General features: G+C 71.4%; 25 protein-coding genes. 5 read left to right on the top strand and 20 right to left on the bottom strand.

The window, feature by feature from the left end:
• Positions 1–16: 16 nt before the first annotated feature.
• The 10 genes from AB0J64_RS47335 to AB0J64_RS47290 form a co-directional block, all read right to left on the bottom strand.
• The gene (locus tag AB0J64_RS47335; protein WP_364042809.1) at positions 17–1,405 is read right to left on the bottom strand and encodes a DEAD/DEAH box helicase; all 1,389 of its coding nucleotides are present in this window, start codon (positions 1,403–1,405) and stop codon (positions 17–19) included.
• A 303-nt stretch (positions 1,406–1,708) separates the two neighbouring features.
• Positions 1,709–2,071, bottom strand: coding sequence for a metal-sulfur cluster assembly factor (locus tag AB0J64_RS47330; protein ID WP_344995229.1), 363 nt, complete (start codon positions 2,069–2,071; stop codon positions 1,709–1,711).
• Positions 2,068–2,505 (bottom strand): Fe-S cluster assembly sulfur transfer protein SufU, encoded by a 438-nt coding sequence (sufU, locus tag AB0J64_RS47325; protein WP_364042807.1) that lies wholly within the window; start codon positions 2,503–2,505, stop codon positions 2,068–2,070. The genes AB0J64_RS47330 and sufU overlap by 4 nt, the downstream gene beginning before the upstream one ends.
• A 2-nt stretch (positions 2,506–2,507) precedes the next feature.
• Positions 2,508–3,764, bottom strand: coding sequence for a cysteine desulfurase (locus AB0J64_RS47320; protein ID WP_364042805.1), 1,257 nt, complete (start codon positions 3,762–3,764; stop codon positions 2,508–2,510).
• The gene (gene sufC, locus AB0J64_RS47315) at positions 3,761–4,507 is read right to left on the bottom strand and encodes a Fe-S cluster assembly ATPase SufC (protein ID WP_344995220.1); all 747 of its coding nucleotides are present in this window, start codon (positions 4,505–4,507) and stop codon (positions 3,761–3,763) included. The genes AB0J64_RS47320 and sufC overlap by 4 nt, the downstream gene beginning before the upstream one ends.
• A 5-nt stretch (positions 4,508–4,512) precedes the next feature.
• Positions 4,513–4,833, bottom strand: coding sequence for a non-heme iron oxygenase ferredoxin subunit (locus AB0J64_RS47310; RefSeq protein WP_364042803.1), 321 nt, complete (start codon positions 4,831–4,833; stop codon positions 4,513–4,515).
• A complete protein-coding gene (sufD, locus tag AB0J64_RS47305) occupies positions 4,830–5,951 on the bottom strand; it encodes a Fe-S cluster assembly protein SufD (protein ID WP_364042801.1) in 1,122 nt (373 codons plus the stop codon). Before sufD ends, AB0J64_RS47310 begins: the two co-directional genes overlap by 4 nt.
• Positions 5,951–7,363 carry a Fe-S cluster assembly protein SufB gene (gene sufB, locus AB0J64_RS47300; RefSeq protein ID WP_185076969.1) on the bottom strand — a complete coding sequence of 471 codons (1,413 nt, stop codon included), beginning with the start codon at positions 7,361–7,363 and terminating at the stop codon, positions 5,951–5,953. Before sufB ends, sufD begins: the two co-directional genes overlap by 1 nt.
• A complete protein-coding gene (locus AB0J64_RS47295; protein WP_344996041.1) occupies positions 7,360–8,058 on the bottom strand; it encodes a helix-turn-helix domain-containing protein in 699 nt (232 codons plus the stop codon). The genes sufB and AB0J64_RS47295 overlap by 4 nt, the downstream gene beginning before the upstream one ends.
• Before the next feature lie 91 nt (positions 8,059–8,149).
• Complete coding sequence (locus tag AB0J64_RS47290) at positions 8,150–9,370, bottom strand: multidrug effflux MFS transporter (RefSeq protein WP_364042799.1); 1,221 nt, start codon at positions 9,368–9,370, stop codon at positions 8,150–8,152.
• A gap of 212 nt (positions 9,371–9,582) precedes the next feature.
• On the opposite strand from AB0J64_RS47290, the gene AB0J64_RS47285 reads away from it, so the two are divergent.
• Together AB0J64_RS47285 and AB0J64_RS47280 are read left to right on the top strand one after the other, a co-directional pair.
• The gene (locus AB0J64_RS47285; protein ID WP_364042797.1) at positions 9,583–10,491 is read left to right on the top strand and encodes an ABC transporter ATP-binding protein; all 909 of its coding nucleotides are present in this window, start codon (positions 9,583–9,585) and stop codon (positions 10,489–10,491) included.
• Complete coding sequence (locus AB0J64_RS47280) at positions 10,488–11,270, top strand: ABC transporter permease (protein ID WP_364042795.1); 783 nt, start codon at positions 10,488–10,490, stop codon at positions 11,268–11,270. The genes AB0J64_RS47285 and AB0J64_RS47280 overlap by 4 nt, the downstream gene beginning before the upstream one ends.
• 1 nt (position 11,271) lies before the next feature.
• Here the strand turns inward: AB0J64_RS47280 and AB0J64_RS47275 are convergent, their stop codons facing one another.
• Positions 11,272–12,480: an MFS transporter gene (locus tag AB0J64_RS47275; RefSeq protein ID WP_364042793.1), complete on the bottom strand. Its 1,209-nt coding sequence runs from the start codon at positions 12,478–12,480 to the stop codon at positions 11,272–11,274.
• A gap of 98 nt (positions 12,481–12,578) precedes the next feature.
• Between AB0J64_RS47275 and AB0J64_RS47270 the strand changes: the two genes are divergently transcribed.
• Positions 12,579–13,493, top strand: coding sequence for an EamA family transporter (locus AB0J64_RS47270; protein ID WP_364042791.1), 915 nt, complete (start codon positions 12,579–12,581; stop codon positions 13,491–13,493).
• Between the two features lie 287 nt (positions 13,494–13,780).
• Here AB0J64_RS47270 and AB0J64_RS47265 read toward each other — a convergent pair whose 3' ends face one another.
• The 8 genes from AB0J64_RS47265 to AB0J64_RS47230 form a co-directional block, all read right to left on the bottom strand.
• Positions 13,781–14,449 (bottom strand): GntR family transcriptional regulator, encoded by a 669-nt coding sequence (locus tag AB0J64_RS47265; protein ID WP_364042789.1) that lies wholly within the window; start codon positions 14,447–14,449, stop codon positions 13,781–13,783.
• 71 nt (positions 14,450–14,520) lie between these two features.
• Positions 14,521–15,459: an ornithine cyclodeaminase family protein gene (locus AB0J64_RS47260; RefSeq protein WP_364042787.1), complete on the bottom strand. Its 939-nt coding sequence runs from the start codon at positions 15,457–15,459 to the stop codon at positions 14,521–14,523.
• A 34-nt stretch (positions 15,460–15,493) separates the two neighbouring features.
• The gene (locus tag AB0J64_RS47255; RefSeq protein WP_364042785.1) at positions 15,494–16,465 is read right to left on the bottom strand and encodes a proline racemase family protein; all 972 of its coding nucleotides are present in this window, start codon (positions 16,463–16,465) and stop codon (positions 15,494–15,496) included.
• Positions 16,462–17,463: a proline racemase family protein gene (locus AB0J64_RS47250; protein ID WP_364042783.1), complete on the bottom strand. Its 1,002-nt coding sequence runs from the start codon at positions 17,461–17,463 to the stop codon at positions 16,462–16,464. Before AB0J64_RS47250 ends, AB0J64_RS47255 begins: the two co-directional genes overlap by 4 nt.
• Positions 17,460–18,353: a dihydrodipicolinate synthase family protein gene (locus AB0J64_RS47245; RefSeq protein ID WP_364042781.1), complete on the bottom strand. Its 894-nt coding sequence runs from the start codon at positions 18,351–18,353 to the stop codon at positions 17,460–17,462. Before AB0J64_RS47245 ends, AB0J64_RS47250 begins: the two co-directional genes overlap by 4 nt.
• 26 nt (positions 18,354–18,379) lie before the next feature.
• Positions 18,380–19,741 carry an NAD(P)/FAD-dependent oxidoreductase gene (locus tag AB0J64_RS47240; RefSeq protein WP_364042780.1) on the bottom strand — a complete coding sequence of 454 codons (1,362 nt, stop codon included), beginning with the start codon at positions 19,739–19,741 and terminating at the stop codon, positions 18,380–18,382.
• Positions 19,738–19,980, bottom strand: a complete 243-nt coding sequence (locus tag AB0J64_RS47235) for a (2Fe-2S)-binding protein (RefSeq protein WP_364042778.1) — start codon at positions 19,978–19,980, stop codon at positions 19,738–19,740. The genes AB0J64_RS47240 and AB0J64_RS47235 overlap by 4 nt, the downstream gene beginning before the upstream one ends.
• A complete protein-coding gene (locus tag AB0J64_RS47230) occupies positions 19,977–21,119 on the bottom strand; it encodes an FAD-binding oxidoreductase (RefSeq protein WP_364042776.1) in 1,143 nt (380 codons plus the stop codon). Before AB0J64_RS47230 ends, AB0J64_RS47235 begins: the two co-directional genes overlap by 4 nt.
• Before the next feature lie 174 nt (positions 21,120–21,293).
• On the opposite strand from AB0J64_RS47230, the gene AB0J64_RS47225 reads away from it, so the two are divergent.
• Positions 21,294–22,271, top strand: a complete 978-nt coding sequence (locus AB0J64_RS47225) for a COX15/CtaA family protein (protein ID WP_364042774.1) — start codon at positions 21,294–21,296, stop codon at positions 22,269–22,271.
• A 61-nt stretch (positions 22,272–22,332) separates the two neighbouring features.
• Complete coding sequence (locus AB0J64_RS47220) at positions 22,333–23,040, top strand: ElyC/SanA/YdcF family protein (RefSeq protein ID WP_364042772.1); 708 nt, start codon at positions 22,333–22,335, stop codon at positions 23,038–23,040.
• On the opposite strand, the gene AB0J64_RS47215 is transcribed toward AB0J64_RS47220, so the two are convergent.
• The gene (locus tag AB0J64_RS47215) at positions 23,016–24,206 is read right to left on the bottom strand and encodes a PrsW family intramembrane metalloprotease (protein WP_364042770.1); all 1,191 of its coding nucleotides are present in this window, start codon (positions 24,204–24,206) and stop codon (positions 23,016–23,018) included. The genes AB0J64_RS47220 and AB0J64_RS47215 overlap by 25 nt on opposite strands.
• Positions 24,207–24,266: the final 60 nt, after the last annotated feature.

Raw genomic sequence — 24,266 nt, 5'->3', positions numbered from 1 at the left:
CGGCGCCCCCCGTGATCTACACCTTGGGCCAACCCCTCTTCCCCCCCCCGCCGCTCTTCCGTTCGTCCGGCTCCCAGACCGGGATGGCCTCGCCGCTCGGCATGCGGGCGCCGGTCACCTCGGCCACCCGCGGGTGGCCGGGCGTGGCCTTCAGCCGGAACGGGTGGATCCCGGCGCGCCGGGTGAGCGCGTCGGTGGAGCGGCGCTCGCTGGGCAGCACCAGCGTGACCACGGTGCCCTTCTCCCCGGCGCGGGCCGTGCGGCCGCCCCGGTGCAGGTAGCTCTTGTGGTCCTGCGGCGGGTCCACGTGCAGCACCAGGCTGATGTTGTCGACGTGGATGCCGCGCGCCGCGACGTCGGTGCAGACGAGCACGTTGACGGCGCCCTCGCGGAACTCGGCGAGGATGCGGGTGCGCTGGTTCTGGCGCTTGCCGCCGTGCAGGCCGCCCGCCTTGACGCCGACCCTGGCCAGCTGCTTGCAGAGCCGGTCGACGCCGTGCTGGGTGCGGACGAAGATGATCGTACGGCCCTCGCGGTTGGCGATCTCGGCGATGACGTCGAACTTCTCGTCACGCGTGACCTGCATCACGTGGTGCTCCATGGTGTCGACCGGCGAGGTCGCCGGGGCCACGGAGTGGGTGATCGGGTCCTTGAGGAAGCGCTGCACCAGCTTGTCGACGTCGCCGTCGAGCGTGGCCGAGAACAGCAGCCGCTGCCCGTCGGTGGGCGTCTGCGCGAGCAGGTCGGTCACGACGGGGAAGAAGCCGAGGTCGCACATGTGGTCGGCCTCGTCCAGGACGCTGACCTCGACGTCGGAGAGCGAGCACTCGCCCTGCCGGATCAGGTCGCCCAGGCGGCCGGGGGTGGCGATGACGATGTCGACGCCGCGCCGCAGCGCCTCGATCTGCTTGCCCATGGACATGCCGCCCACGACGACCTTCATGCGCAGGCCCAGGCCGCGGCCGAGCGGCTCAAGGGCGTCGTGCACCTGGAGGGCGAGCTCGCGGGTGGGTACGAGGATCATCGCGCGCGGGTGGCCGGGGGCCGGCCTCACGCCCGCGAGGCGGGCCATGGTGGGCAGTCCGAACGCGAGCGTCTTGCCGGAGCCGGTCTGGCCGCGGCCGAGCACGTCGTTGCCGGCGAGCACGTCGGGGATGGTCGCGCTCTGAATGGGGAACGGGCTGTCGATGCCCTGCTTGGCCAGTCCGGTGATGAGCGGCTTGGGCAGGCCGAGCAGCTCGAACTCGGACGGGCCCCGCTCGGGAGCGGCCTGGCGCGAGCCGGAGCCCGCAGCCTCGGCGTCCACTGAGCCTGCGTCCGCCGGGCGGGAGTCCGCGGAGGCGGAGTCCACCGAGCCGGAGACGGTCTCGTCGAACGCGGGCATGACAGCGTCAAGCGTGGTCACGAAAGTCGTGCCTTTCCGTCGAAGTGGCGCGTCACTTCTGCGAAAGGACGAGCCGGGGCGTACGGCACTGGCCGTACAGGGGTCAGGGCGCCCGCCGTCGGGGCGGGCCAATTCTCAACACGTGAGGGGGACGCACCGGCGCCGGCCGCAGGCGGCGCGAGACGCGCAATGAGGCGTCAGGTACATCTGTTACCAACGCCGGGGATGTTATCGGAAATTCCCTGGATGGGTCCGGACCTTCCGAAACCCTCGATGGCATGCTGAAACGGCTGACGCTTACGCCAGCCGTAACAGCGAAAATGATCAGACGTTGAAGCCTAGCATACGGAGCTGCTCACGCCCCTCGTCAGTGATCTTGTCCGGGCCCCATGGCGGCAGCCAGACCCAGTTGATCTTGACGTCGGACACCATGCCGTCGAGCGCGGAGTGCGCCTGGTCCTCGATGACGTCGGTCAGGGGGCAGGCCGCGCTGGTCAGCGTCATGTCGATGGTGGCCACCGGCTGCCCGCCGTCAGGGCCGGGGTCGAGGTTGAGGCCGTAGATGAGGCCCAGGTCCACGACGTTGATGCCGAGCTCGGGGTCAACGACGTCCTTGAGCGCCTCCATGACCTCTTCGACGTTCGCCTCGCCGTCGAAACCGGTCGGAGTCTCCACAGGCTTGCTCATCGGGCACTCCTCACAACCGCATCCTTGTAGGCCATCCACGACAGCAGCGCGCACTTGACCCGCGCGGGGAACTTGGCCACGCCGGAGAAGGCGACCGCGTCGCCGAGCACGTCCTCGTCCGCCTCCACCTGTCCCCGGCCCTGCATGAGCCTGGTGAACTCGTCGACCACGGAGAGCGTCTCCTCGACCGTCGAGCCGGTGGCCAGCTCGTGCAGCACCGAGGCGGCGGCCTGGCTGATCGAGCAGCCCTGCCCGTCGTAGGAGACGTCGAGGACCTTGCCGCCGTCGCCCACCTTCACCCTGAGGGTGATCTCGTCGCCGCACGTGGGGTTCACGTGGTGAACCTCGGTGTCGTACGGCTCGCGCAGCCCCCGCCCCTGCGGGTGCTTGTAGTGTTCCAGGATCAGCTCCTGGTACATCGACTCGCCGATCATGGCTATGCGAACACCTTCTGAACGTGGTGGAGGCCGCGGACCAGGGCGTCGATCTCGCCCGTGGTGTTGTACAGGTAGAACGACGCCCGCGTGGTCGCCGGTATTCCGAAGCGCAGGTGCAGGGGGCGCGCGCAGTGGTGACCGACGCGTACGGCGACGCCGAACTGGTCGTCCAGGATCTGCCCGACGTCGTGCGGATGTATCCCTTCCAGCGTGAACGACACCGTGCCGCCCCGCCCCTCCAGCGAGTCGGGCCCGATGAGCCGCAGGGTGGGCACCTCGCGCAGGGCGTCGAGGGCGTAGGCCGTCAGCGTGCGCTCGTGCGCCTCGATGGCCTCCATCCCGACCTCGGTGAGGTAGTCGACGGCCGCGCCGAGCCCGATGGCCTCGACGATCGGCGGCGTGCCCGCCTCGAACTTGTGCGGCACCGGCGCGTACGTCGAGTGGTCCATCCAGACCGCCTCGATCATCTCGCCGCCGCCCAGGAACGGGGGCATGGCGTCGAGCAGCTCGGCCTTGCCCCACAGCACGCCGATGCCCGAGGGGCCGACCATCTTGTGGCCGGTGAAGGCCACGAAGTCGGCGCCCAGCTCGGCGACGTTCACCGGGTGGTGCGGCACGGACTGGGAGGCGTCCAGCGCGATGAGCGCGCCGACCTCGTGCGCCCGCCTCGCCACCTCGGCGACCGGGTTGACGGTGCCGAGCACGTTGGACTGGTGGGCGATCGAGACGATCTTCGCCCGCTCGGTGATCACCGACGGGTCGTAGTCGAGCCGTCCCTCGTCGGTGACGCCGAACCACTTCAGCGTCGCACCGGTGCGCTGCGCGAGCAGCTGCCACGGCACGATGTTGGAGTGGTGCTCCATCTCGGAGATGACGATCTCGTCGCCGGGGCCGAGCGTGAAGCGCGGGTCGGTGTTGATGGGGTTGCCGAAGGCGTACGCGATGAGGTTGAGCGCCTCGGAGGCGTTCTTGGTGAAGATCACCTCGTCGCGCGACGGCGCCCCGACGAACGCGGCGACTCTGTCGCGGGCGCTCTCGTAGGCGTCGGTCGACTCCGCGCCGAGCACGTGCATGGCCCGCCCGACGTTGCTGTAGTGCAGCGCCAGGTGGTCACGCATGGTGTCGATGACCTGGTTGGGCTTCTGGGAGGAGTTGCCCGAGTCGAGATAGACGAGCGGGCGCCCGTCGGGCAGCTCGCGGGAGAAGATCGGGAAGTCCTTCCTGATCTTCTCCACGTCAAAGCTGATCTGAGTCATGCACTCGCCTTCGTGTACTGCTCGTAGCCCTCGGCCTCGAGCTTCTCGGCCAGCTCCGGCCCGCCCTCCTCGACGATCCTGCCGCCCGCGAAGACGTGCACGAAGTCCGGCTTCACGTAGCGCAGGATGCGGGTGTAGTGCGTGATCAGCAGCACGCCGGTGTCGCCGGAGGCGCGGAAGCGGTTGATGCCCTCCGACACCACGCGCAGCGCGTCGACGTCGAGGCCGGAGTCGGTCTCGTCGAGCACCGCGATCTTCGGCTTGAGCAGCTCGAGCTGAAGGATCTCGTGGCGCTTCTTCTCGCCGCCGGAGAAGCCCTCGTTCAGGTTGCGCTGGGCGAAGGCGGCGTCGATGGACAGGGCGTCCATGCCGTTCTTGAGGTCCTTGGCGAACTCGCGCAGCTTGGGCGCCTCGCCGCGGACGGCGGTGACGGCCGAGCGCAGGAAGTTCGAGACCGAGACGCCGGGGACCTCGACCGGGTACTGCATGGCCAGGAACAGGCCCGCGCGGGCCCGCTCGTCGACCGACAGCTCCAGCAGGTCCACGCCGTCGAGCAGCACCTGGCCGCCGGTGATCGTGTACTTCGGGTGACCGGCGATCGCGTAGGCGAGCGTCGACTTGCCCGAGCCGTTGGGGCCCATGATGGCGTGGGTCTTGCCCGACTGGACGGTCAGGTTGACGCCGCGCAGGATTTCCTTGTCCTCGACGGCGACATGCAGGTCGCGGATCTCAAGGGTGGACATTGGCTTTATGACTCCTTCGAGAGCGAGACGAGGACGTCATCGCCGTCGATCTTGACTGTGTAGACGTTCACGGGCTGGGTGGCGGGCGGGCCTGTGGGCTTGCCGGAGCGCACGTCGAAGCACGAGCCGTGCAGCCAGCACTCCAATGTGCCGTCGTAGACCTCGCCCTCGCTGAGCTTCACCTCGGCGTGGGAGCAGACGTCGTGCAGGGCGAACACCTCGTTGCCCTTGCGCACGAGCGCCACCGGCGTCTCGCCGACCTCCACCCCGATGACACCCCCGTCGGGGATGTCGTCGAGCTTGCACACCTTCTCGAACGAACTCATCGGGCGAGCTCCGCCTCCACGGCGCTGAGCACGCGCTCGCGGATCTCCTCGACCTGGATCTTCTCGATGAGCTGGCCCAGGAAGCCCCGGATGACCAGGCGGCGGGCCTCGTCGTAGGGGATGCCGCGGGCCTGGAGGTAGAAGATGTGCTCGTCGTCGAGCCGGCCGGAGGCGGAGGCGTGCCCCGCCCCGGCGACCTCGCCGGTGAGGATCTCCAGGTTGGGCACCGAGTCGGCGCGGGCGCCGTCGGTCAGGATGAGGTTGCGGTTGAGCTCGTAGGTATCGGTGCCCTCGGCCTCGACCCTGATGATCACGTCGCCGATCCAGACGGCGTGCGCGTCCTCGCCCTGCAGAGCGCCGCGGTAGTCGACGTTGCTCTTGCAGTGGGGCTGCGAGTGGTCGACCAGCAGGCGGTGCTCCAGGTGCTGCCCGGCGTCCACGAAGTAGACGCCCGACATGTCGGCGTCGCCGCCGGGAGCGGTGTAGGAGACGTTGGGCGACAGGCGTACGAGGTCGCCGCCGAGCGTCACCACGAAGCTGCGGAAGGTCGCGTCCTTGGCCAGCTGGGCGTGGTGGTGGGAGACGTGGACCGCGTCGTCGTCCCAGTCCTGCAGGCTGACGACCCTGAGCGAGGCGCCGTCGCCGACGACGAACTCGATGTTGTCGGCGTAGACGGCGCTGCCCTTGTGGTCGAGCACGACCACGGCCTCGGCCAGCGGCTCCACCTTGACCACGAGGTGGCCGTACGCGGCGCCGTCGCCGGAGCCGGTGAGCGTGAGCACGGTCGGCTTGGAGGTGACGGCCTCGCGCGGCACCGTGATGACGGTGGCCTTCTCGAAGCTGTTCCACGCCTGGGCGCTGACCCGGTCGGTCGGCATGAACGCCTTGCCGACGCGGGCGTCGTCGCGGCCGACCGTCTCGACGGTGACCTCGGGCGCCGCGTCGACGTCCACCCGGACATGGCCGACGGCCTCGGCCTTGCCGCTGTGCAGGCCCTTGAGGCGGGAGAGCGGCGTGAAGCGCCACGCCTCCTCGCGCCCGGTCGGGACCTCGAAGTCGCCCAGCTCGTAGGACGCCTTCTCGTGCAAGGTCGACAGGGGCTTCTCGTTCAGGCCCATCAGCCGACGGCTCCTTCCATCTGCAGCTCGATCAGCCGGTTGAGCTCGAGCGCGTACTCCATGGGCAGCTCACGCGCGATCGGCTCCACGAAGCCGCGCACGATCATCGCCATCGCCTCGTCCTCGTCGAGCCCGCGGCTCATGAGGTAGAACAGCTGGTCCTCGCTGACCTTGGAGACCGTGGCCTCGTGGCCCATCTTGACGTCGTCCTCGCGGACGTCGACGTACGGGTAGGTGTCGGAGCGGCTGATCTGGTCGACCAGCAGGGCGTCGCACTTGACGGTGCTGGCGCTGCCGTGGGCGCCCTCCTCGATCTGCACGAGACCGCGGTAGGAGGTGCGGCCGCCGCCGCGCGCCACCGACTTGGAGATGACGCTGGAGCTGGTGTTGGGCGCCAGGTGCACCATCTTGGAGCCGGCGTCCTGGTGCTGGCCCTCGCCCGCGAACGCGACGCTCAGCGTCTCGCCCTTGGCGTGCTCGCCCATCAGGTAGACGGCCGGGTACTTCATCGTGACCTTGGAGCCGATGTTGCCGTCGATCCACTCCATGGTCGCGCCCTCGTACGCCACGGCGCGCTTGGTGACCAGGTTGTAGACGTTGTTCGACCAGTTCTGGATGGTCGTGTAACGGCAGCGGGCGTTCTTCTTCACGATGATCTCGACGACCGCGCTGTGCAGCGAGTCGCTGGAGTAGATCGGCGCGGTGCAGCCCTCGACGTAATGGACGTAGCTGTTCTCGTCCACGATGATCAGGGTCCGCTCGAACTGGCCCATGTTCTCGGTGTTGATCCGGAAGTACGCCTGGAGCGGGATCTCGACCTCGACGTTCGGCGGCACGTAGATGAACGAGCCACCGGACCACACGGAGGTGTTGAGGGCGGCGAACTTGTTGTCGCCGACCGGGATGACCGAGCCGAAGTACTCCTTGAAGAGCTCCTCGTGCTCCTTCAGGCCCGTGTCGGTGTCGACGAAGATGACGCCCTTCTCCTCGAGGTCCTCACGGATCTTGTGATAGACGACCTCGGACTCGTACTGGGCGGCGACACCGGCGATGAGGCGCTGCTTCTCCGCCTCGGGGATGCCGAGCTTGTCGTAGGTGTTCTTGATGTCGGCGGGCAGCTCCTCCCAGGAAGCGGCCTGCTTCTCGGTGGAGCGCACGAAGTACTTGATGTTGTCGAAGTCGATGCCGGTGAGGTCAGAGCCCCAGGTGGGCAGCGGCTTGCGGTCGAACAGGCGGAGGCCCTTCAGGCGAAGGTCGAGCATCCACTCCGGCTCGTTCTTGAGAGCGGAGATGTTGCGGACGACCTCCTCGGACAGGCCTCGCTTGGCCGCCGCGCCCGCGGCATCCGGGTCGGCCCAGCCGAACTTGTAATTCCCGAGGCCTTCCAGCTCCGGGCGGTCGGTGACAGTCACCTTCCGGTCTCCTTGCTCTTGTCTCTATGTGCGGATTCACCCAGCGACTGTGGGCTCACATGTGTCGTGCAGACCCCGTCGCCGTGGGCGATCGTGGCCAGGCGCTGCACCGGGGTGCCGAGCAGCTGCGCGAACGCCTCCGTCTCGGCCTCGCAGAGCTGCGGGAACTCCGCAGCCGCGTGTGCCACCGGGCAGTGATGCTGGCAGAGCTGGGCGCCGCCGGACTTGGCCTTGCTGGCCGAGGCCGCGTACCCCTCTGCCGACAGCGCCTGCGCCAGCACCTGAACGCGCTGGTCCGCCGGCACCGTCCGCATGGCCGGCTCCAGCCGCCTCAGCAGGCCCGAGACCTGCGAGCGGGCGAAGTCGGCCACCGCTTGCTCTCCCATGTGCTCGCCGATGTAGCGCAGCGCGCTCTCGGCGAGGTCGTCATAGGCGTGCACGAAGGCACTGCGCCCCGCGTCGGTGATGGCGAACAGCTTGGCCGGCCGTCCGCGTCCGCGCTGCCCGCGCGGCCTCACCATGCGAGGCTCTATCATCCCGTCAGCGAGCAGCGCGTCGAGATGACGGCGGACGGCGGCGGGCGTGAGCCCGAGCCGCTCGCCCAGCGCGGCGGCCGCGACGGGACCATGCTCGAGGATCAGCCTGGCCACGCGGGCACGCGTGGTGCGCTCGCTTCCTGGCTCGATCCCTGGCATGTTTTTCACAACATCAGTGTGCCGTAATTCCTTCCCGCTGCACAAACGGATCTGAGCAGCTCGAGGATGGAATTTCTCACGCAGGGTAGCCTTACCTAACCTTTCTCAGGAAGGTGAAGGCCAGGCCAGAGCAGAAAATGAGCCCGAGCATCACGCAGGCCATGGGCACGGCGCTGCCGGCGCCCACGAGGCCGACCAGCGGGGCCGCGCAGGCGCCCAGCGCGAACTGCAGCACGCCGAGCAGGGCCGAGGCACTGCCCGCGACCTGCGCCGGCTGGCTCGCCAGGGCCAGCGCGCCGGTGCCGGGCATGACGAGGCCCTGGCCGAGCATGATGACGAACAGCCCGCCCACGATGCCCCACAGGCCGAGCCCGGTGAGCGCGGCGGTCAGCAGCAGCGAGGCGCCGGTCAGCGCGACGACGAGCCCCGTGGCCACCAGGGCCACCGGCGGCACCCGTCCCGACAGCCGCCCGCCGAGCTGGGCCATGGCGGTCAGACCGAAGGCGTTGAGCCCGAAGATGAGCGAGTACTGCGCGGGTGTGGCGCCGTACACCTCCTGGAGCACGAACGGCGAGCCGGAGATGTAGCCAAACATCGCCGCGAACGCCAGCCCCGCGGTGAGCGCGGAGCCCATGAAGGCGCGGTCGCGCAGGAGCCTCCAGAACGTGCCCACGGTGTGCTTGAGCCCGCCGCTCTCGCGCTCGGCCGCGGGCAGCGTCTCGCGCACGCCCGACAGCACCAGCATCAGCAGCGCCACCCCGGCGACGCTGAGCGCCACGAACACGCCGCGCCACGAGGTGAAGGCCAGCAGCTGCGCACCCGCGATGGGCGCGAGGATCGGCGCCAGGCCGCTGACCAGCATGAGCGTGGCGAAGATGCGGGCGATGGCGGCGCCGTCGTACAGGTCGCGGACGACCGCGCGCACGATGACCAGGGCCGCGCCGCCCAGCATGCCCTGCAGCAGGCGGAACGCGATCAGCATGGGCACCGAGGGCGCGAACGCGCACAGCAGCGAGGCCACCATGAATCCGGCCACGCCCACCATCAGCGGCACTCTCCTGCCGCGCACGTCGCTCACCGGCCCGGCGATCACCTGGCCGACCGAAACGCCGATGAGGCAGGCGGTGAGGGTGAGCTGGACCTGCGCGGGCGAGCTGAGCATCTCGGCGGTGATGGCGGGCAGGGCCGGCAGGTACATGTCGATGGAGAGCGGGCCGATCGCCGACAGGGCCCCCAGGATCACCAGCAGCAGAGTGCGGCGGTCTCTCCTCCGCTCGACGACGACGGCGGTCGTGACTTCTGCCACGGACATGCGTGATCCCTTTCCCTCGCGGCCGGCGGCCCACGAGGGCCGAGGGATCAAACCAGGTTCCGGTCCTCCGAATTCCCGGTCATCAGATATTTCTTACGAGCGGGTCAAGGGCGGTCCAAATCAGGTCATATCTTTCCAGGGTCCTCCCAGGACGTCCTTCTGGGGCTCACCTGCGGCCCGGACCGCGTGACCCAGTCCCTAAACTCGTGGCCATGGAATCCCCAGCCGTCGAGATCATCGACCTGGTCAAACGGTACGGCGGCACCACCGCCGTGGACGGCCTCACGCTGCGCGCCGCGCGCGGAGCGGTCACCGCCGTGCTCGGGCCCAACGGCGCGGGCAAGACGTCCACGGTGGAGATCTGCGAGGGGTTCCGCAGGGCCGACGCGGGCACGGTCCGCGTGCTCGGGCTCGCGCCCACGCTGCCGGAGCTGCGGCCACGGGTGGGCATCATGCTCCAGTCGGGCGGCGTGCCGCCGGCGATGCGCTGCGGCGAGTGGCTGCGGCTGGTCTCCCGCTTCTACGCCCATCCGCTCGACGCCGGGGCCCTGCTGTCACGGCTGGGGCTGGCCGATCACGTACGCACTCCGTACCGGCGGATGTCGGGCGGCCAGCAGCAGCGGCTGTCACTGGCCGCGGCCGTCGTCGGGCGGCCCGAGCTGGTCTTCCTCGACGAGCCGACGGCCGGGCTCGACCCGCAGGCCCGGCACGCCTGCTGGGAGCTGGTGGGCGAGCTGCGTGGGGCGGGCGTGTCGGTCGTGCTGACCACCCACCACATGGACGAGGCCGAGCGCCTGGCGGACCACGTGGTGATCATCGACAAGGGCCGGGTGGTGGCCGAGGGCACCCCGGCCTCGCTGACGGGGGCCGAGCGGCAGCTCCGCTTCCGCGCCCGGCCGGGGCTGGCGCTGGAGGAGCTGCTCAACGCGCTCCCGGCGGGCAGCGCGGCCAAGGAGTCGCCCGCCGGGCATTACATCATCGAGGGCCAGGTGGGCCCCGAGCTGCTGGCCACGGTGACGGCCTGGTGCGCGGCGGAGGGCGTCACCGCCGACGACCTGCGCATCGAGCGCCGCACCCTGGAGGACGTCTTCCTGGAGCTGACAGGGAGGGAGCTGCGATGACAGGCACCGGAGGGGTCGCACTCGACTTCACCCCCGCGCCGGGGGCCGCGCCGTTCTCGCGCATGGTCCTCGCCCAGGCGGGCGCGGAGATCCGGGCGATGCTGCGCAACGGCGAGCAGCTGCTGCTCACCATGGTCATCCCGGTGCTGCTGCTGGCCGGCTTCTCGCTGGCGCCGCTGGTCGACGTCGGGGGCGGCAGGCGGGTCGACTTCCTGGTGCCGGGCGTGCTGGCGCTGGCCGTCATGTCCACGGCCTTCACCGGCCAGGCCATCGCGACCGGCTTCGAGCGCCGCTACGGCGTGCTCAAGCGGCTGGGCGCGACCCCGCTGTCCAGGGCCGGGCTCATGCTCGCCAAGACGACCGCCGTCGTGGCCGTGGAGGTCATCCAGGCCGCGGTGATCGTGGCCGTCGGGCTGGCGCTGGGCTGGCGGCCGCACGGGTCGTTCCTGAGCGCGGCACTGCTGATCGTGCTGGGGACGGCGGCCTTCAGCGGGCTGGGGCTCCTCATGGCGGGCACGCTGCGCGCGGAGGCCACCCTGGCCGCGGCCAACCTCGTCTACCTGGTCCTGCTGGGGGCCGGCGGGGTGATCTTCCCGCTGTCGAAGTTCCCCCATGGCATGCGGCAGGCCCTGGAGGTGCTGCCCATCTCGGCCCTGACCGGCGGCCTGCGCGCGGTGCTCGGGCAGGGCGCCGCCCTGCCCCTGGTCCCGCTCGCCGTGCTCGCCGCGTGGGCGGTGCTGACGCTGGGCCTGGTCTCGCGCACCTTCCGCTGGGAGTAGCTCACTGCGGCTGGGCGGTCTGCGAGCGGCCGTAGCGGCGCCTGGTGAGAGCGGCCACCGCGGTCAGCGGGATCGCGGCGCCGGCCGCCAGGCCGAACAGCAGGGCGTAGCTCCCCCGCTCGGCCAGCGGCCCGGCCGCCCACGACGAGACCGCACTGCCCACGAAGAGCGCGCAGGCGAAGAACGCGATGGTGGTGCCCCTCGCCTCGGGCACCACCGAGGTGGCCCACGTCTGCAGCGATGAGTGCAGGAACGACCAGCCGCCCCCGAGCAGCAGCGCCGTGACGGCCACGGTGGGCATGCTGACGTGCACGGAGACGATCGCGAATCCGGCGGTGAGCTGCGCGCCGCCCACCGTCATCAGCACGGGAGCGGGCCAGCGTCCCGCCAGCCGCTTGACGAGCTTCGAGAACAACCACAGCCCCAGTCCGTACGCGGTGATGGCGAGCCCGGCCACGGCCGCGGCGTACCCCGTGTGCTCCAGCGCGGTGGCCAGGAACGGCATGGCGCCGAGCATGATCGCGCCTTCGACGAAGGCCAGCCCGAACACCAGCAGCGCCCAGCCGTGCCCGAGCACCGCGCCCAGGTACCGTGCCGTCCCGAGCCCCGGGCCGGTAGCTGGGCCGTCGAGGCGGAGACGGGGCGGCTCAGGCAGCGAGCCGAGCGTGAGCGCGCAGGCCAGCGCGCAGGCGGCGGGCACGGTGAAGGCCACCCGCCAGTCCACCAGGCCCGCGACCACCCCGCCCAGCCCGGTGGCCAGCGCCGTGCCGAGCGCCGCGGCGGCCATCAGGTCGGTCAGCGCGCGCTGCCGTACCGAGGGCTGGACGGTGTCGCCCACGTACGTCAGCCCGGTGGGGATCACGGCGCCGAAGCAGGCGCCGGTCACCACCCTGGCCACCACCAGCGCCCCGAGCACCGGCATCAGCGCTGAGACCACGCCGGCCAGCGCCGCGCCGAACAGCGCGCCGCGCATCACCCGCACCCGCCCGAACCGGTCGGACAGCAGCCCCCACACCGGCTGCGTCAGCCCGTAGGCCAGGTAGTAGCCGCTGGCGGCCGCGACGGCGGCGGAGAGCGGGACGTCCAGGTCCACCGCGATGAGCACGAGCATGGGGCTCACGGCGAAGCGGTCGAAGCTGCTGACGAAGGAGGCCACGGACAGGGCCAGCGGCGGCCGGGCGAGACTCACGGGCAAGGCGGGCGATTTCATGCGTCCAATGATCCAGGAGACAGTAGCAACACCTTATGTCGGGAATGTCGTGCGGCCTCAGTACGCTCTGACCTGTCGTCCCTCTGCATTGGAGCCCCGTGACCGCCTTCGCCCTCGACGATCCCCTCGACCGCGGCTCCGGCCTGCCCCGGCCAGGAAGCCTGCTACGCAGCGCCGCCGACTCGATCCCGCCCTCCGGGCTCGTGCTGCTGGGGATCCTCTCGGTGCAGTTGGGAGCCGGGTTCGCGAAGGAGCTGTTCGCGGTGCTGCCGCCGAGCGCGGTGGTGTTCCTGCGCATCGCGGCCGGTGCGCTGATCATGGGGTCGTTCGTACGGCCCCGGCTGAAGGGCCTGTCCTGGCGCGACTGGGCGGTGGGGCTCGGATTCGGGCTGACGCTCGCCCTCATGAACCTGGTCTTCTACGAGGCCCTGGCGCGGCTGCCGATGGGGATCGCGGTGGCCATCGAGTTCCTGGGGCCTCTGGGCGTGGCTGTGGCGGCCTCGCGGCGCAGGATCGACCTGCTGTGGGTCGGCCTGGCCGGCGCGGGCGTGGCGCTGCTGGCGCCGTGGGGGCAGTCGGCGTCGGTGAGCTGGCTCGGCATCGGGTTCGCGATGGTGGCGGGGGTCTGCTGGGCCGGGTACATCCTGCTGTCGGCGGCGGCCGGGCGGCGCTTCCCCGGCACGAGCGGGCTGTCGTTCGCGATGATCGTGTCGGCCGTCGTGGTCGCTCCCGTCGGCATCACGACGGGCGGGGCGGAGCTGCTGCAGCCGGAGCTGCTGCTGATCGGGCTCGGCGTGGGGCTGCTGTCGTCGGTGATCCCGTACTCGCTGGAGCTGCACGCGCTGCGGCGGATGCCCAAGGACGTGTTCGGCATCCTGATGAGCCTGGAGCCGGCGGCGGCGGCGCTGATCGGGGTGCTGCTGCTGAACGAGGTCCTGCACGTGCAGCAGTGGGCGGCGATCGTCTGCATCGTGGCCGCCAGCCTGGGCTCGACCCGGCGGCGCAAGGTCTAACGGGAGTGGCGTGCCGCCGCGCGCCCGTGGGATGGGGTCTCGGGCGCGCGGCGGGGGGCTCGGCTCTCGGTGGGCGGGTGTGCCGAGCCCATGGAAGGTCAGCGGAGTGCGGGTGTCCGCTTGACCAGGCATACGCCATCCACCGGAATCGGTGGTGGCCGGTCCGCTGGGGACCAGGACGACGGGGCCGCCGGCGGGCGTCCTCGGCGTCGCTCATCCGGCCCGCATCGAGATTACCGCGATCGACGCCTTCGCGATCCCCAAATGTCAGAACTTAGTGCGCTGTTTCAGTGTTCGGCCCAAATGCCGCGTACATGCCCGATGTGTTCGACCATGATGTGGCCGACGGCCTGGCTGTCGCCGTTCTTGAGCGCGTCGAGCAGCTGGAGGTGCTCCCTGGCCGAGTCGGCGAGCGTGCCGCGCTCGGCGAGCTGCGAAAGGCCGTAGAGCCTGGCCCTGTTGCGCAGGTCGCGCACCACCTCCACCAGGTGGCCGTTGCCCGCCAGGGTCAGCAGCTCGACGTGGAAGCGCAGGTCGGCGTCCACGTACGCGAGCAGGTCGCCGCCCTCGGCGGCCGAGACGATCTCCTCGGCGATGGGCCGGAGCCGCTCGAACTCCTCCGCCCGGGAGCTGTCGGCCAGCCTGGCCACGGTGGGCACCTCGATGAGCTGGCGGATCTCGGTGAGCTCGTCGAGATCGCGGTCGGACAGCTCGGTCACCCTGAAGCCCTTGTTGCGCACCGCCTCGACCAGGCCCTCCTTGGCGAGGTCGAGCATGGCCTCGCGGACCGGCGTGGCCGAGACGCCGAACTGGGCGGCCAGCACCGGCGCGGAGTAGACCACCCCCGGCCGCATCTCACCGGTGATCAGCGCGGCACGCAGCGCCTGCGACACCTGTTCGCGCAGGCTCTGCCGCTCTCCTACCATCGGCAGGTCGAGCCGCTCCTCGGCAGCCATCCGCCCATCCCTTCCCTGATCAAAAGAAGCCTGCTCACCAGCCGGCCGCCCTACGGTCACGGACTACCGTGTCATGAGATCCACGCCTCGTAAGCGGCGGCCGCGACCACGAGGTCCTCCCACGCCATGCCCGTGCTCTTGAACACGCGCGGCCCGGTGCCGGCGACGACCCTGCCCGCCACGAGGTCGGCGAGGTTTCCGGCGAGATGACCAGCGGTGATCGTACCCTCGTGGATCGGGATGAGCACATCCCCCGCCTCCTCGAGGGCGGCCGCCCTGGCCTCGACGACCACGGTGGCGCGGGCGACGAGGTCGCCGTCGAGCTCACGGGCGCCGGGCTCGTGCGAGCCGACCGCGACGACGGTGACGCCGTCGCGGGCGAGCTTACCCGGGAACAACGGCTCCCTGGCCGTCGTGCAGCACACCACGATGTCGGCCGCCGCCACTGCCTCAGCCCCCGCCTCCGGGGACCCGGCGCGCGCCGTCAGGCCGAGCGCCCGGCAGCGGCCGGCCAGCGCCTCCGCGCGGCCCGGATCGCGCCCGATCACCGTCACGTCCGCCACGGGCCGCACCTCCCGCAGCGCCAGCACATGCCCCCACGCCTGCGGCCCGCTCCCGAACACCACCAGCCGCCGGGCGTCCCCGGCAGCCAGGTGGCTGACGGCCAGGGCGGAGACGGCGGGGGTGCGGAGCGAGGTGAGCGCGATCCCGACCAGGGCCGCGAGCGGGGTCAGGGTCTCGCCGTCGAACAGCAGGTACGTCCCCTGGATCCGGGGCAGCCCACGGTCGGGGTTGCCCGGCGCGATGGTGACGGCCTTCACCCCCGCGTACCGCCCGGCCGCGGCGGGCATGAGCAGGAGCTGTCCGGCCGGCACGTCCACGATCGGCCGCTGCGGCGTGGCCTCGGGGTCCAGCCCCGCCCGGAGCGCGTCCTCCAGGATCCGCACGGCCTGCCCCATGGGCACCAGCCGCTCCAGCGTGGCGGCGTCGAGATACGGCAACCCGGTCATCGAAGTGCGAACCCCATTCCCAACGGCAAACCGGTCATCGCAGTGTGAACCCCAATCCCAGCGGGTCGTCGGGATCGAGCTCGAAGGCGTGCTGTCCGGTCCGGTACGCCATGCCCTCGATCTCCGGCACGACCCCCTGGTCCAGGACCTGGGCCACCCGCGCGCGGAAGGTGCTCCCGACGATGCTGTCGTGGATCAGCGGCCCGCGCAGCCCCGCGTCGTGCAGCAGCGCCAGCCGGGCCGCCGTGCCGGAACCGCACGGCGAGCGGTCCACCTCCCCGTCGGCGAACACCGTCACGTTCCGCTGGTGGGCCACGCCGTCCACGTCCGGCAGCTCGTCGTAGAAGATCACGCCGTAGACGCCGGACAGCCGGTCGTCGGACGGGTGCCGGGTGGCCGGGTGGCCGACCAGGTCCGCCTTGATCCGGCGGGCGTGGCCGATGAGCGCCGTCAGGTGCCCGGGCTCCACGGACAGGCCCAGCGCCCTGGCGGGCACGGACACGTACATGGCGCCGCCGTACGAGACGTCGACCTTCGTCCCGCCGGCCGCCACGCCACGTGCCAGCACGTACGACGGCACGCTGACGAACGTCACCCCGCGGACCCGCCCACCGGAGCAGCGCACCCGCGCCGTGACGCGCCCGGACGGCACGTCGACGACCACGTCCGTCTCCCCGTCGGGATCCGCCGCGACCAGCCCTTCGTGCACGGCGTAGGCGCCCAGCGCGATGGTGCCGTGGCCGCAGGCGGTGGAGAAGCCGTCCTTGTGCCAGAACAGCGCCCCGAACAGGGCGCCGGGGTCGTCCGGCGGGACGAGGAAGCAGCCGTACATGTCGGCGTGCCCGCGCGGCTCGTGGCACAGCAGCCGCCGCACGTCGTCGAACTCGGACTCCGCCATGGCGGCGGCCCGCCGGGAGAGCACGTCGGCCCCCGGGATCTCGGGCACGCCGCCGGTGACGATCCTGAACGGCTCGCCGCCCGTGTGGTAATCGACGCTGCTAATCACAGCTCGAATCCGGCGGGGAACGGGTCGCGCGGGTCGAGGAAGTACTGGGCGGTGCCGGTGATCCAGGCCCGGCCGGTGATGGACGGCAGGACGGCCGGCGCGCCGCCCACGGTGGTCTCCTCCAGGACCCTGCCGATGAACCGGGTCCCGATGAACGACTCGTTCACGAAGTCCTGGCCGACCGGCAGCTCGCCGCGGGCGTGCAACTGCGCCATGCGGGCGCTGGTGCCGGTGCCGCACGGCGAGCGGTCGAACCAGCCCGGGTGGATGGCCATGGCGTGCCGCGAGTGGTGGGCGTCGGAGCCGGGTGCCGCGAAGTAGACGTGGTGGCAGCCGCGGATGCGGTCGTCCTCACGGTGCACGGGCTCGTCGGCGGCGTTGATGGCCTCCATGGTGGCCAGGCCGGCGGCGATGATCTCGTTCTTGGCCTTGCGGTCGAAGGGCAGGCCGTAGGAGTCGAGGTCGACGATGGCGTAGAAGTTGCCGCCGTACGCCAGGTCGTACGGGATCTCCCCGAACCCGGGCACCTTCACGACGGCGTCGAGCCGGTCGCAGTAGGAGGGCACGTTGCGCAGCGTCACCGACATGGCCTGCCCGTCCTCGACGGCCACGTCCACCTCGACGAGCCCGGCGGGCACCTCCAGGCGCACGGTGGTGACCGGCTCGACGACCTCCACCATGCCGGTCTCGACGAGCACGGTGGCCACGCCGATGGTGCCGTGCCCGCACATCGGCAGCAGCCCGGACACCTCGATGAACAGCACGCCGTAGTCGGCGTCCGGCCTGGTGGGCGGCTGCAGGATGGCGCCGCTCATGGCGGAGTGGCCGCGCGGCTCGGTCATCAGCAGGGTGCGGATGTGGTCGAGGTTGTCGCGGAAGTAGACGCGCCGCTCGGCCATGCTGGCGCCGGGGATCACGCCGATCCCGCCGGTGATGACGCGGGTCGGCATGCCCTCGGTGTGGGAGTCGACGGCGTGGAAAACGCGCTTTGTCCTCATCGCAGCCCTTCTGCCAGTGCCTTCTCGGTCGCCGCTCGCACGATAGCGGCCTGCTCGTCCGTCAGCGGCTGCCTGGGCTGCCTGCACGGCCCGCCGTGGCGGCCCGCGATGTCCATGGACAGCTTGATGGCCTGGACGAACTCGGTCTTCGAGTCCCAGCGCAGCAGCGGGTGCAGGGTCCGGTAAAGGGGCAGCGCGGTCTCCAGGTCTCCGGCGACCGCGGCGCGGTAGAGCGCGACGTTGGAGGCGGGCAGCGCGTTGGGGTAGCCGGCGACCCAGCCCACCGCACCGGCGACGGCGAGTTCGAGCAGCACGTCGTCGGAGCCGATCAACAGGTCCAGCTCGGGGGCCAGCTCGGCGAGCTCGTACGCCCTGCGCACGTCCCCGCTGAACTCCTTGACCGCCACGATCAGCCCCTCCTCGTGCAGCTTGGCCAGCAGCGCGGGGGTCAGGTCGACCTTGGTGTCGTACGGGTTGTTGTAGGCCACGATCGGCACGCCCGCCTTGGCGACCTCGCGGTAGTGCTCGAAGACGGCCCGCTCGTCGGCGCGGTAGGAGTTGGGCGGCAGCAGGAGCACCGAGCCGCAGCCCGCCTCGCCCGCCTGCTCGGCCCAGCGGCGCGACTCGGCGGCGCCGTACGCGCCCACTCCGGCCATCACGTTGCGCCCGCCGACGGCCTTGACGGCGGTCTCGATCACCTTGGCGCGCTCGTCCGGGCTGAGCGTCTGGTACTCGCCCAGCGATCCGTTCGGCACGACGCCGTCGCAGCCGTTCTCCACCAGCCAGCGGCAGTGCTCGGCGTAGGCGTCGAAGTCGACGGACAGGTCGTCGCGCAGGGGCAGCGCTGTGGCGACCATGACGCCGTGCCAGGCCTTGCTGCGGTTATCCATTGGGAAGTCCTCCATGTCAGGGGGGTTCATTGAGCGGTGGGATCGTCTGTGAGGTCGGCGAGGGCGCCGAGGGTGACGGGCTGGGCGATGGGGCGGCGGGGCGGCTGCGGCAGCTCACCCGCCAGGCAGGAGACGGCGTAGCCGCAGATGCGGCCCTGGCACCAGCCCATGCCGGGCCTGGCCAGCAGCTTGATCGAGCGCGCGTCGGTGGCGCCGAGGCTCTGCGCCTCGCGTACCCGCGCCAGCGGCACCTCCTCGCACCGGCAGACCAGCGTGTCGTCACGCAGCCAGCTCTGCCAGCCGGGTTCGACGGGGTACGCGCGCTGCAGCGCCGCACCGAACGCCCGCCACCGCTCCCGCCGCCGCAGCAGCACCCCGGCCACGGCTCCGGCACCCGTCTCGCCGCCGTGGGCGCGCCAGTCGGCGGCGATCACCTGCCCCGCGATGCGGCCCTCCAGTTCGGACAGGCGCCAGCCCCCGACGCCCGTGGGCTCGCCCGCCGCCCAGACCCCGGCGACACTCGTGCGCTGGCCGGCGTCCACGGCCAGCACCGGGCTGCCGTCCACGTCGTGCCTGGTCTCGCAGCCGAGCTGGACGCCCAGGTCGATCTGCGGGACGAACCCGTAGCCGACGGCCACCGTGTCGCACTCGACGACGCGGGTGGAGAGAACGTTCCAGTCCTTGTCGAGGCGGGCCACGGTGACGGCCTCCACCTCGCGCTCGCCGTGCGCCGCCACGACCGCCCGGCGCGTCCGGTACGGCACCCGATGCCGCAGGAGGTCCGCCGCGTACCCGGCGGCCTCACCGGCCTTGCCCAGGGCCAGGAGCGGACGCCTGGCCAGCCCGAGGCCGCCGTTGGCCTCGAACACCCCGAGCACCCGAGCCCCGGCTCCGGCCAGCCCGGAGGCCACGGGAAGCAGGAACGGCCCGGTGCCGGTGACCACGATCCGCCTGCCGGCGACGACGTCGTTGCCCTTGAGCAGCGCCTGCGCGCCGCCGGCCGTGAGCACGCCGGGCAGGTCCCACCCGGGGAACGGCAGCGGCCTGTCGTGCGCGCCGGTCGCGATCAGCACCCGCCGCGCCGCCACCGGGACCGCCGTACGGTCAGGGGCCGTGCAGTGCACGGTCAGATCGCCGTCCGGCCCGCGGGTGACGCTCCAGACCTGGTGCCGCAGCAGCAGGTCGGCGCGGGAGTCGAGGGCGCGGGCCAGCCGCAGGAAGCGATCGAGGCCGGGCGCGGGCCGCGGGTCGGCGGAGTGGCGGAAGTACTGGCCGCCGAGCCGTGTGGCGGAGTCGACGAGCGCCACCCGCAGACCGGCCTGCGCCGCCGTGAGCGCGCCCGCCACGCCGGCGGGCCCGCCCCCGATCACCACCAGGTCGTACGTCATGACGTGGTCACCTCGTCACCGGGCGCGGCCTCCAGCAGGCAGGCCCGCTCGGGCGCCCGCCCGTTGACCGAGATGAGGCAGTCGAAGCAGACCCCGATCCCGCAGAACAGCCCGCGTGGCCGCCCGCCGAAGCGCGTGCTGCGCCACGAGCGCACGCCGGCGGCGTGCAGCGCGGCCCCGATCGTCTGGCCGGGGGTCACGGGGACAGGACGCCCGTCGATCGTGATGTGGAACGTCAAAGGGACTCCTCCGAGAAGCGATCCGGCCGGAAGGGCCGCAGGTCCACGTCGGTCTCGGAGCCGGTGAGCACCTGGGCGAGCAGGTGACCGGTCGCCGGGGCCAGCCCGATGCCCGCGCCCTCGTGCCCGCACGCGTGGTACAGCCCGGGCACCCGCGGATCGGCGCCGATGACGGGCAGGTGGTCGGGGCAGTACGGCCGGAACCCGCAGTACGACCTGATGGCGCGCACGTCGCGCAGCGCGGGGAACAGCGCCACCGCCTGCGCGGCCAGCCGGGCCAGCACCGGCACCGACATGGTCCGGTCGAAGCCGACCCGCTCCCTGCTGGCCCCGATGAGCACGGTCCCCGAGGGCGTGGCCTCCACGACGGCCGACGTCTCCAGGCCCTCCGAGTCGCTGGCCACGTTCGTGACGTAGGCGGCGGTGTAGACCTTGTGCCTGATCAGGAGCTCGGCAAGCGGCTCCGTGACCAGGATGAACCCGCGCCTGGGCAGGATCGGCAGGTCGACGCCCGCCAGCGCGGCCACCTCGCCGCCCCACGTGCCCGCGGCGTTGATCACCGCGTCGCCGAGCACGTCGCCCTGCGAGGTACGCACGCCCGTGATCCGGTCTCCTTCGCGGATGAACCCGGTCACCGCGGCCCCGAGGCGGAGGCGGAGCGTGCCCCGGCCGAAGCTCTCCGCGCCGTGGCTCAGCAGCCGCGCGGCGGCCAGCATGGGCTGCACCTGCGCGTCCTGCGGGTAGAACACCCCGCCCGCCAGGCCGTCGGCGAGGTGCGGCTCGTAGTCGCGCAGGGAGTCGGCGGGCACCAGGGTGTGCTCGACCTCCTGCTTGGCGGCCAGCCCGGTGAGCTGCCGCTGGACCTCGCCGGTCTCCGCGACGACCAGCCCGCCCTTGGCCTCGAACTCGAAGCCGCCGTGGCCGGCCAGCTCGCGCCACAACCGGTTCGAGAGCACGGCGAGCTCCAGCTCGGGCCCCGGCTCCTTGTCGGACACCAGGATGTTGCCCTCACCCGAGCCGGTCGTGCCACCGGCGACCGGGCCTCGATCGACCACGGTCACGTCGAGGCCCGCGCGCGCAGCGTAATAGGCGCAGGCGGCGCCCACCACTCCGGCGCCGACCACGATGACGTCGGACATCCATACCTCCCTTCTGTAATATGTCACATACCTTCACGGTTGAGAAGTCCACCGACCATCCCGTGAAGAAGGTCCCACCGCCGCGCGCCGGCCTTCGCACTCACCGAGCGGGCGTTCCCAGAGGCCGGGCGACCGGTGGCGGGACCGGCCCACCCGGCCCGTACCATCGATGACGTGAAGCTACCCACCGACCACCCCAATCCTCTCGTGCGCAGCCTGCTGTCCTTCTGGGCGCCCACAACGGAGTCGATGCGGGGCTGGGCGCTGGCATCCGTGGTGGTCAACGCGGGCATCGCGGTGACGGGCGCGGGCGTGCGCGTCACCGAGTCGGGGCTCGGCTGCCCCACATGGCCCAGGTGTACGCCGGACAGCTTCGTCCCGGTCGCGCACCCCGAGACCGACATGCTCAACATGCTCGTCGAGTTCGGCAACAGGCTGCTGACGTTCCTGGTGCTGGCGGTGGGGGTGGCGTGCCTGATCGTGGCGCTGCGCCTGACGCCGCGCAGGCGCTCGCTGGTGCTGCTGGCCCTGCTGCAGCCGGCGGGCGTGCTGGCCCAGGCGCTGTGGGGCGGGCTGGTGGTCAGCACCATGCTCAACCCGTTCACGGTGGGCATGCACTTCCTCATCTCCACCGGCCTGATCGCGGCCTGCTGGATGCTGTACGCGCGCGCCGGCGAGGGCGACGGCCCGGTCCGGCGGGTGACCCACCGCGACATCCGCAGGCTCGGCCACGCGCTGCTGGCCGCCGTGTTCGTGCTGCTGGTGGCCGGGGTCACGGTGAGCGGCACGGGCCCGCACTCGGGCGACGAGAGGGCCTCCCGCTTCGATCTCGACATCGAGGCCGTGGCGCGGCTGCACGCCGACGTCGTCTACATCGTGGTGGGGCTGACGTTCGCGCTGCTGTTCGCCCTGCACGTGAGCCACTCGGAGCGGCCCGCCAGGCGGGCGGCACTGGTGCTGCTCGCCGTGGAGCTGGGCCAGGGCGCGATCGGCTACACGCAGTACTTCCTCGCCGTGCCCGCCGCGCTGGTCCTGCTGCACGTGCTCGGCTCCACGCTGGTCTGGATCGCCGCGCTCAGGGTGGTCACCTCGCTGCGCACCCGGGAGCCGCTGCCTGACCACTCCCCCACCGGAGTACCCGCCGCCGTCTGAGCGGTTGTGCCAGGGTATGGGGTGATAAGTCGGCCACTCCCCCACTCCTGGAGGGTGCGATTTGCTGCTGAATGTCCGCCCCACTCGGAAGGGGCTGCGCCGCGCGTACCAGGGGCTGGTGCTGGTCAGCGTGCTCGCCCTGGCCCCCATGACCTGGGCCTGGCTCGGCAGCTCGGCGCACCGGGAGGCGGCCGAGAGCGACGGCTGGCTCGGCCGCGTCCCCCAGGCGCAGGCCGCGCTGGTGCTGGGCGCGGGCCTGTACGGGAACCAGCCCACGGCGATGCTGGCCCGCAGGCTCGACATCGCGGCCGAGCTCTACCGGGCCGGCAAGGTGCGGGCGCTGCTGCTGTCGGGCGACAACAGCCGCAAGGAGTACGACGAGCCCACGGCCATGCGCGACTACCTGCGCGGCAGAGGCGTGCCGGACCAGGTGATGGTGCTGGACTACGCCGGCTTCGACACGTGGGACTCGTGCGTGCGGGCGCGCAAGGTGTTCGGGGCCCGGCAGGTGACCGTGGTGACGCAGGAGTTCCACCTGCCCAGGGCCGTGACGCTGTGCCGTACGGCCGGGCTGGAGGCGTTCGGGGTGGGCGACGACTCGACCAGGCAGTTCGCCGCGACCACGTACGTCTACGCCACCCGGGAGCTGTTCGCCACCGCCAAGGCGTTCGCCGACGCGATGATCCTGCACTCCGACCCGGTCTATCCGGGGCCGCGCGAGGTCTCCCTGGACCGGATCCTCGCTCAGCCGGGCGCGCCGGGGGCGTAGCCCGGCGGCGGCGTGCCTCTCGCGATCGATCTGGTGTGCGCCGCCGGCACGGGGAAGTCGGCGCGGGCGGTGCTCATGCACTCCAGCAGCGCCCGCTGCTCCTCGTGGAAGGTCTGCTCGTCCACCATGTGGCGGGCCGCCCGCTCGTGCAGCAGGCCCAGCTCGGTGGCGGCCAGCTGGTAGTCGCGCATCGCGCGCAGCCCGCGCTTGCCGCCGTGGGCCTTGGCCCACTGCCTGGCCTGCCGCCGCCTGGAGAACGTCGACAGCATGTAGATGTCGGCCTGCCCGACCAGCTTGGTCGGCTCGTACGGCGGCAGATAGCGCTGGATGAGGGCCACGATGCGGCGCCGGTCCCTGAACACCACGCCGATGAGCACGATCAGCACGATCAGCAGGGTGAGATAGGCCACCACGAGCCCGGGGAAGCCGCCGTAGGAGGCCAGGCCGTTCCACAGGCCGTGCAGGATCATCGCGCCCGACCAGCCCGCCATGATGTAGAAGACCCGCTCGGGGCCCTCGCGCTGGGCGGCGTAGGCCACGGCGACGCCGATCATGGAGCTGAACAGCGGGTGCGCGAGCGGCGACAGGATGCCGCGCAGCACCACGGTGACCGCCAGCCCCTTGACGCCGGAGGTGGAGAGCGCGGCGATGTAGTAGCTGACGTTCTCGCTCATGGCGAAGCCGAGCCCGACCATGCTGGCGTAGATGACCCCGTCGGTCGGCCCGTCGAGCTCGGCCCTGCGGAACCTCAACAGCCCCAGCAGCACCAGCCCCTTCATCGTCTCCTCCACCACGGGCGCGCCGAAGGTGGCCGCGATGTTGCGGGCGCTGGCCTCCGACAGCTTGGCGGTGTCGATGATGTAGTGCAGGTTGAGCGAGTTGATCACGCCGGCGGCCAGCACCGCGATGCCCGCGCCCCAGGCGAAGGCGAAGATCAGGTTGCTGCGCGGCTCCGGCTCCATGCGGTCGAGCGCCAGCACCGCCGCGAGCAGCACCGGCACCGGCGCGAGCGCCAGCGCGAGCCCGATGAAGAACTGCACGGGGGTGCGGTCGAACAGGTCGTACGAGAACGAGACCAGAGCGCAGATGCCGGTGAGGACCAGCCCGATGATCAACGCGGATGACGGGCGGTCCTTCAACACCCAGCGTGGATCACGGGTCGCCATACGGTGACTTTAACGGATCAGAGTGCCGGGGTCCGTGCCGGTCAAGACAGCCTCACCGCC

Source organism: Nonomuraea sp. NPDC049695 (assembly GCF_040674955.1).
Lineage (GTDB): Bacteria > Actinomycetota > Actinomycetes > Streptosporangiales > Streptosporangiaceae > Nonomuraea > Nonomuraea helvata.
This window is presented reverse-complemented; position numbering and strand designations above follow the sequence as displayed.

What these genes read in the sequence shown, in the direction of transcription:
- AB0J64_RS47330 (WP_344995229.1), bottom strand. Translation starts at nt 2,071, where the DNA reads ATGAGCAAGCCTGTGGAGACTCCGACCGGTTTCGACGGCGAGGCGAAC.
- sufU (WP_364042807.1), bottom strand. Translation starts at nt 2,505, where the DNA reads ATGATCGGCGAGTCGATGTACCAGGAGCTGATCCTGGAACACTACAAG.
- AB0J64_RS47320 (WP_364042805.1), bottom strand. Translation starts at nt 3,764, where the DNA reads ATGACTCAGATCAGCTTTGACGTGGAGAAGATCAGGAAGGACTTCCCG.
- sufC (WP_344995220.1), bottom strand. Translation starts at nt 4,507, where the DNA reads ATGTCCACCCTTGAGATCCGCGACCTGCATGTCGCCGTCGAGGACAAG.
- AB0J64_RS47310 (WP_364042803.1), bottom strand. Translation starts at nt 4,833, where the DNA reads ATGAGTTCGTTCGAGAAGGTGTGCAAGCTCGACGACATCCCCGACGGG.
- sufD (WP_364042801.1), bottom strand. Translation starts at nt 5,951, where the DNA reads ATGGGCCTGAACGAGAAGCCCCTGTCGACCTTGCACGAGAAGGCGTCC.
- AB0J64_RS47295 (WP_344996041.1), bottom strand. Translation starts at nt 8,058, where the DNA reads ATGCCAGGGATCGAGCCAGGAAGCGAGCGCACCACGCGTGCCCGCGTG.
- AB0J64_RS47290 (WP_364042799.1), bottom strand. Translation starts at nt 9,370, where the DNA reads ATGTCCGTGGCAGAAGTCACGACCGCCGTCGTCGTCGAGCGGAGGAGA.
- AB0J64_RS47285 (WP_364042797.1), top strand. Translation starts at nt 9,583, where the DNA reads ATGGAATCCCCAGCCGTCGAGATCATCGACCTGGTCAAACGGTACGGC.
- AB0J64_RS47280 (WP_364042795.1), top strand. Translation starts at nt 10,488, where the DNA reads ATGACAGGCACCGGAGGGGTCGCACTCGACTTCACCCCCGCGCCGGGG.
- AB0J64_RS47275 (WP_364042793.1), bottom strand. Translation starts at nt 12,480, where the DNA reads ATGAAATCGCCCGCCTTGCCCGTGAGTCTCGCCCGGCCGCCGCTGGCC.
- AB0J64_RS47265 (WP_364042789.1), bottom strand. Translation starts at nt 14,449, where the DNA reads ATGGCTGCCGAGGAGCGGCTCGACCTGCCGATGGTAGGAGAGCGGCAG.
- AB0J64_RS47260 (WP_364042787.1), bottom strand. Translation starts at nt 15,459, where the DNA reads ATGACCGGGTTGCCGTATCTCGACGCCGCCACGCTGGAGCGGCTGGTG.
- AB0J64_RS47250 (WP_364042783.1), bottom strand. Translation starts at nt 17,463, where the DNA reads ATGAGGACAAAGCGCGTTTTCCACGCCGTCGACTCCCACACCGAGGGC.
- AB0J64_RS47245 (WP_364042781.1), bottom strand. Translation starts at nt 18,353, where the DNA reads ATGGATAACCGCAGCAAGGCCTGGCACGGCGTCATGGTCGCCACAGCG.
- AB0J64_RS47240 (WP_364042780.1), bottom strand. Translation starts at nt 19,741, where the DNA reads ATGACGTACGACCTGGTGGTGATCGGGGGCGGGCCCGCCGGCGTGGCG.
- AB0J64_RS47230 (WP_364042776.1), bottom strand. Translation starts at nt 21,119, where the DNA reads ATGTCCGACGTCATCGTGGTCGGCGCCGGAGTGGTGGGCGCCGCCTGC.
- AB0J64_RS47215 (WP_364042770.1), bottom strand. Translation starts at nt 24,206, where the DNA reads ATGGCGACCCGTGATCCACGCTGGGTGTTGAAGGACCGCCCGTCATCC.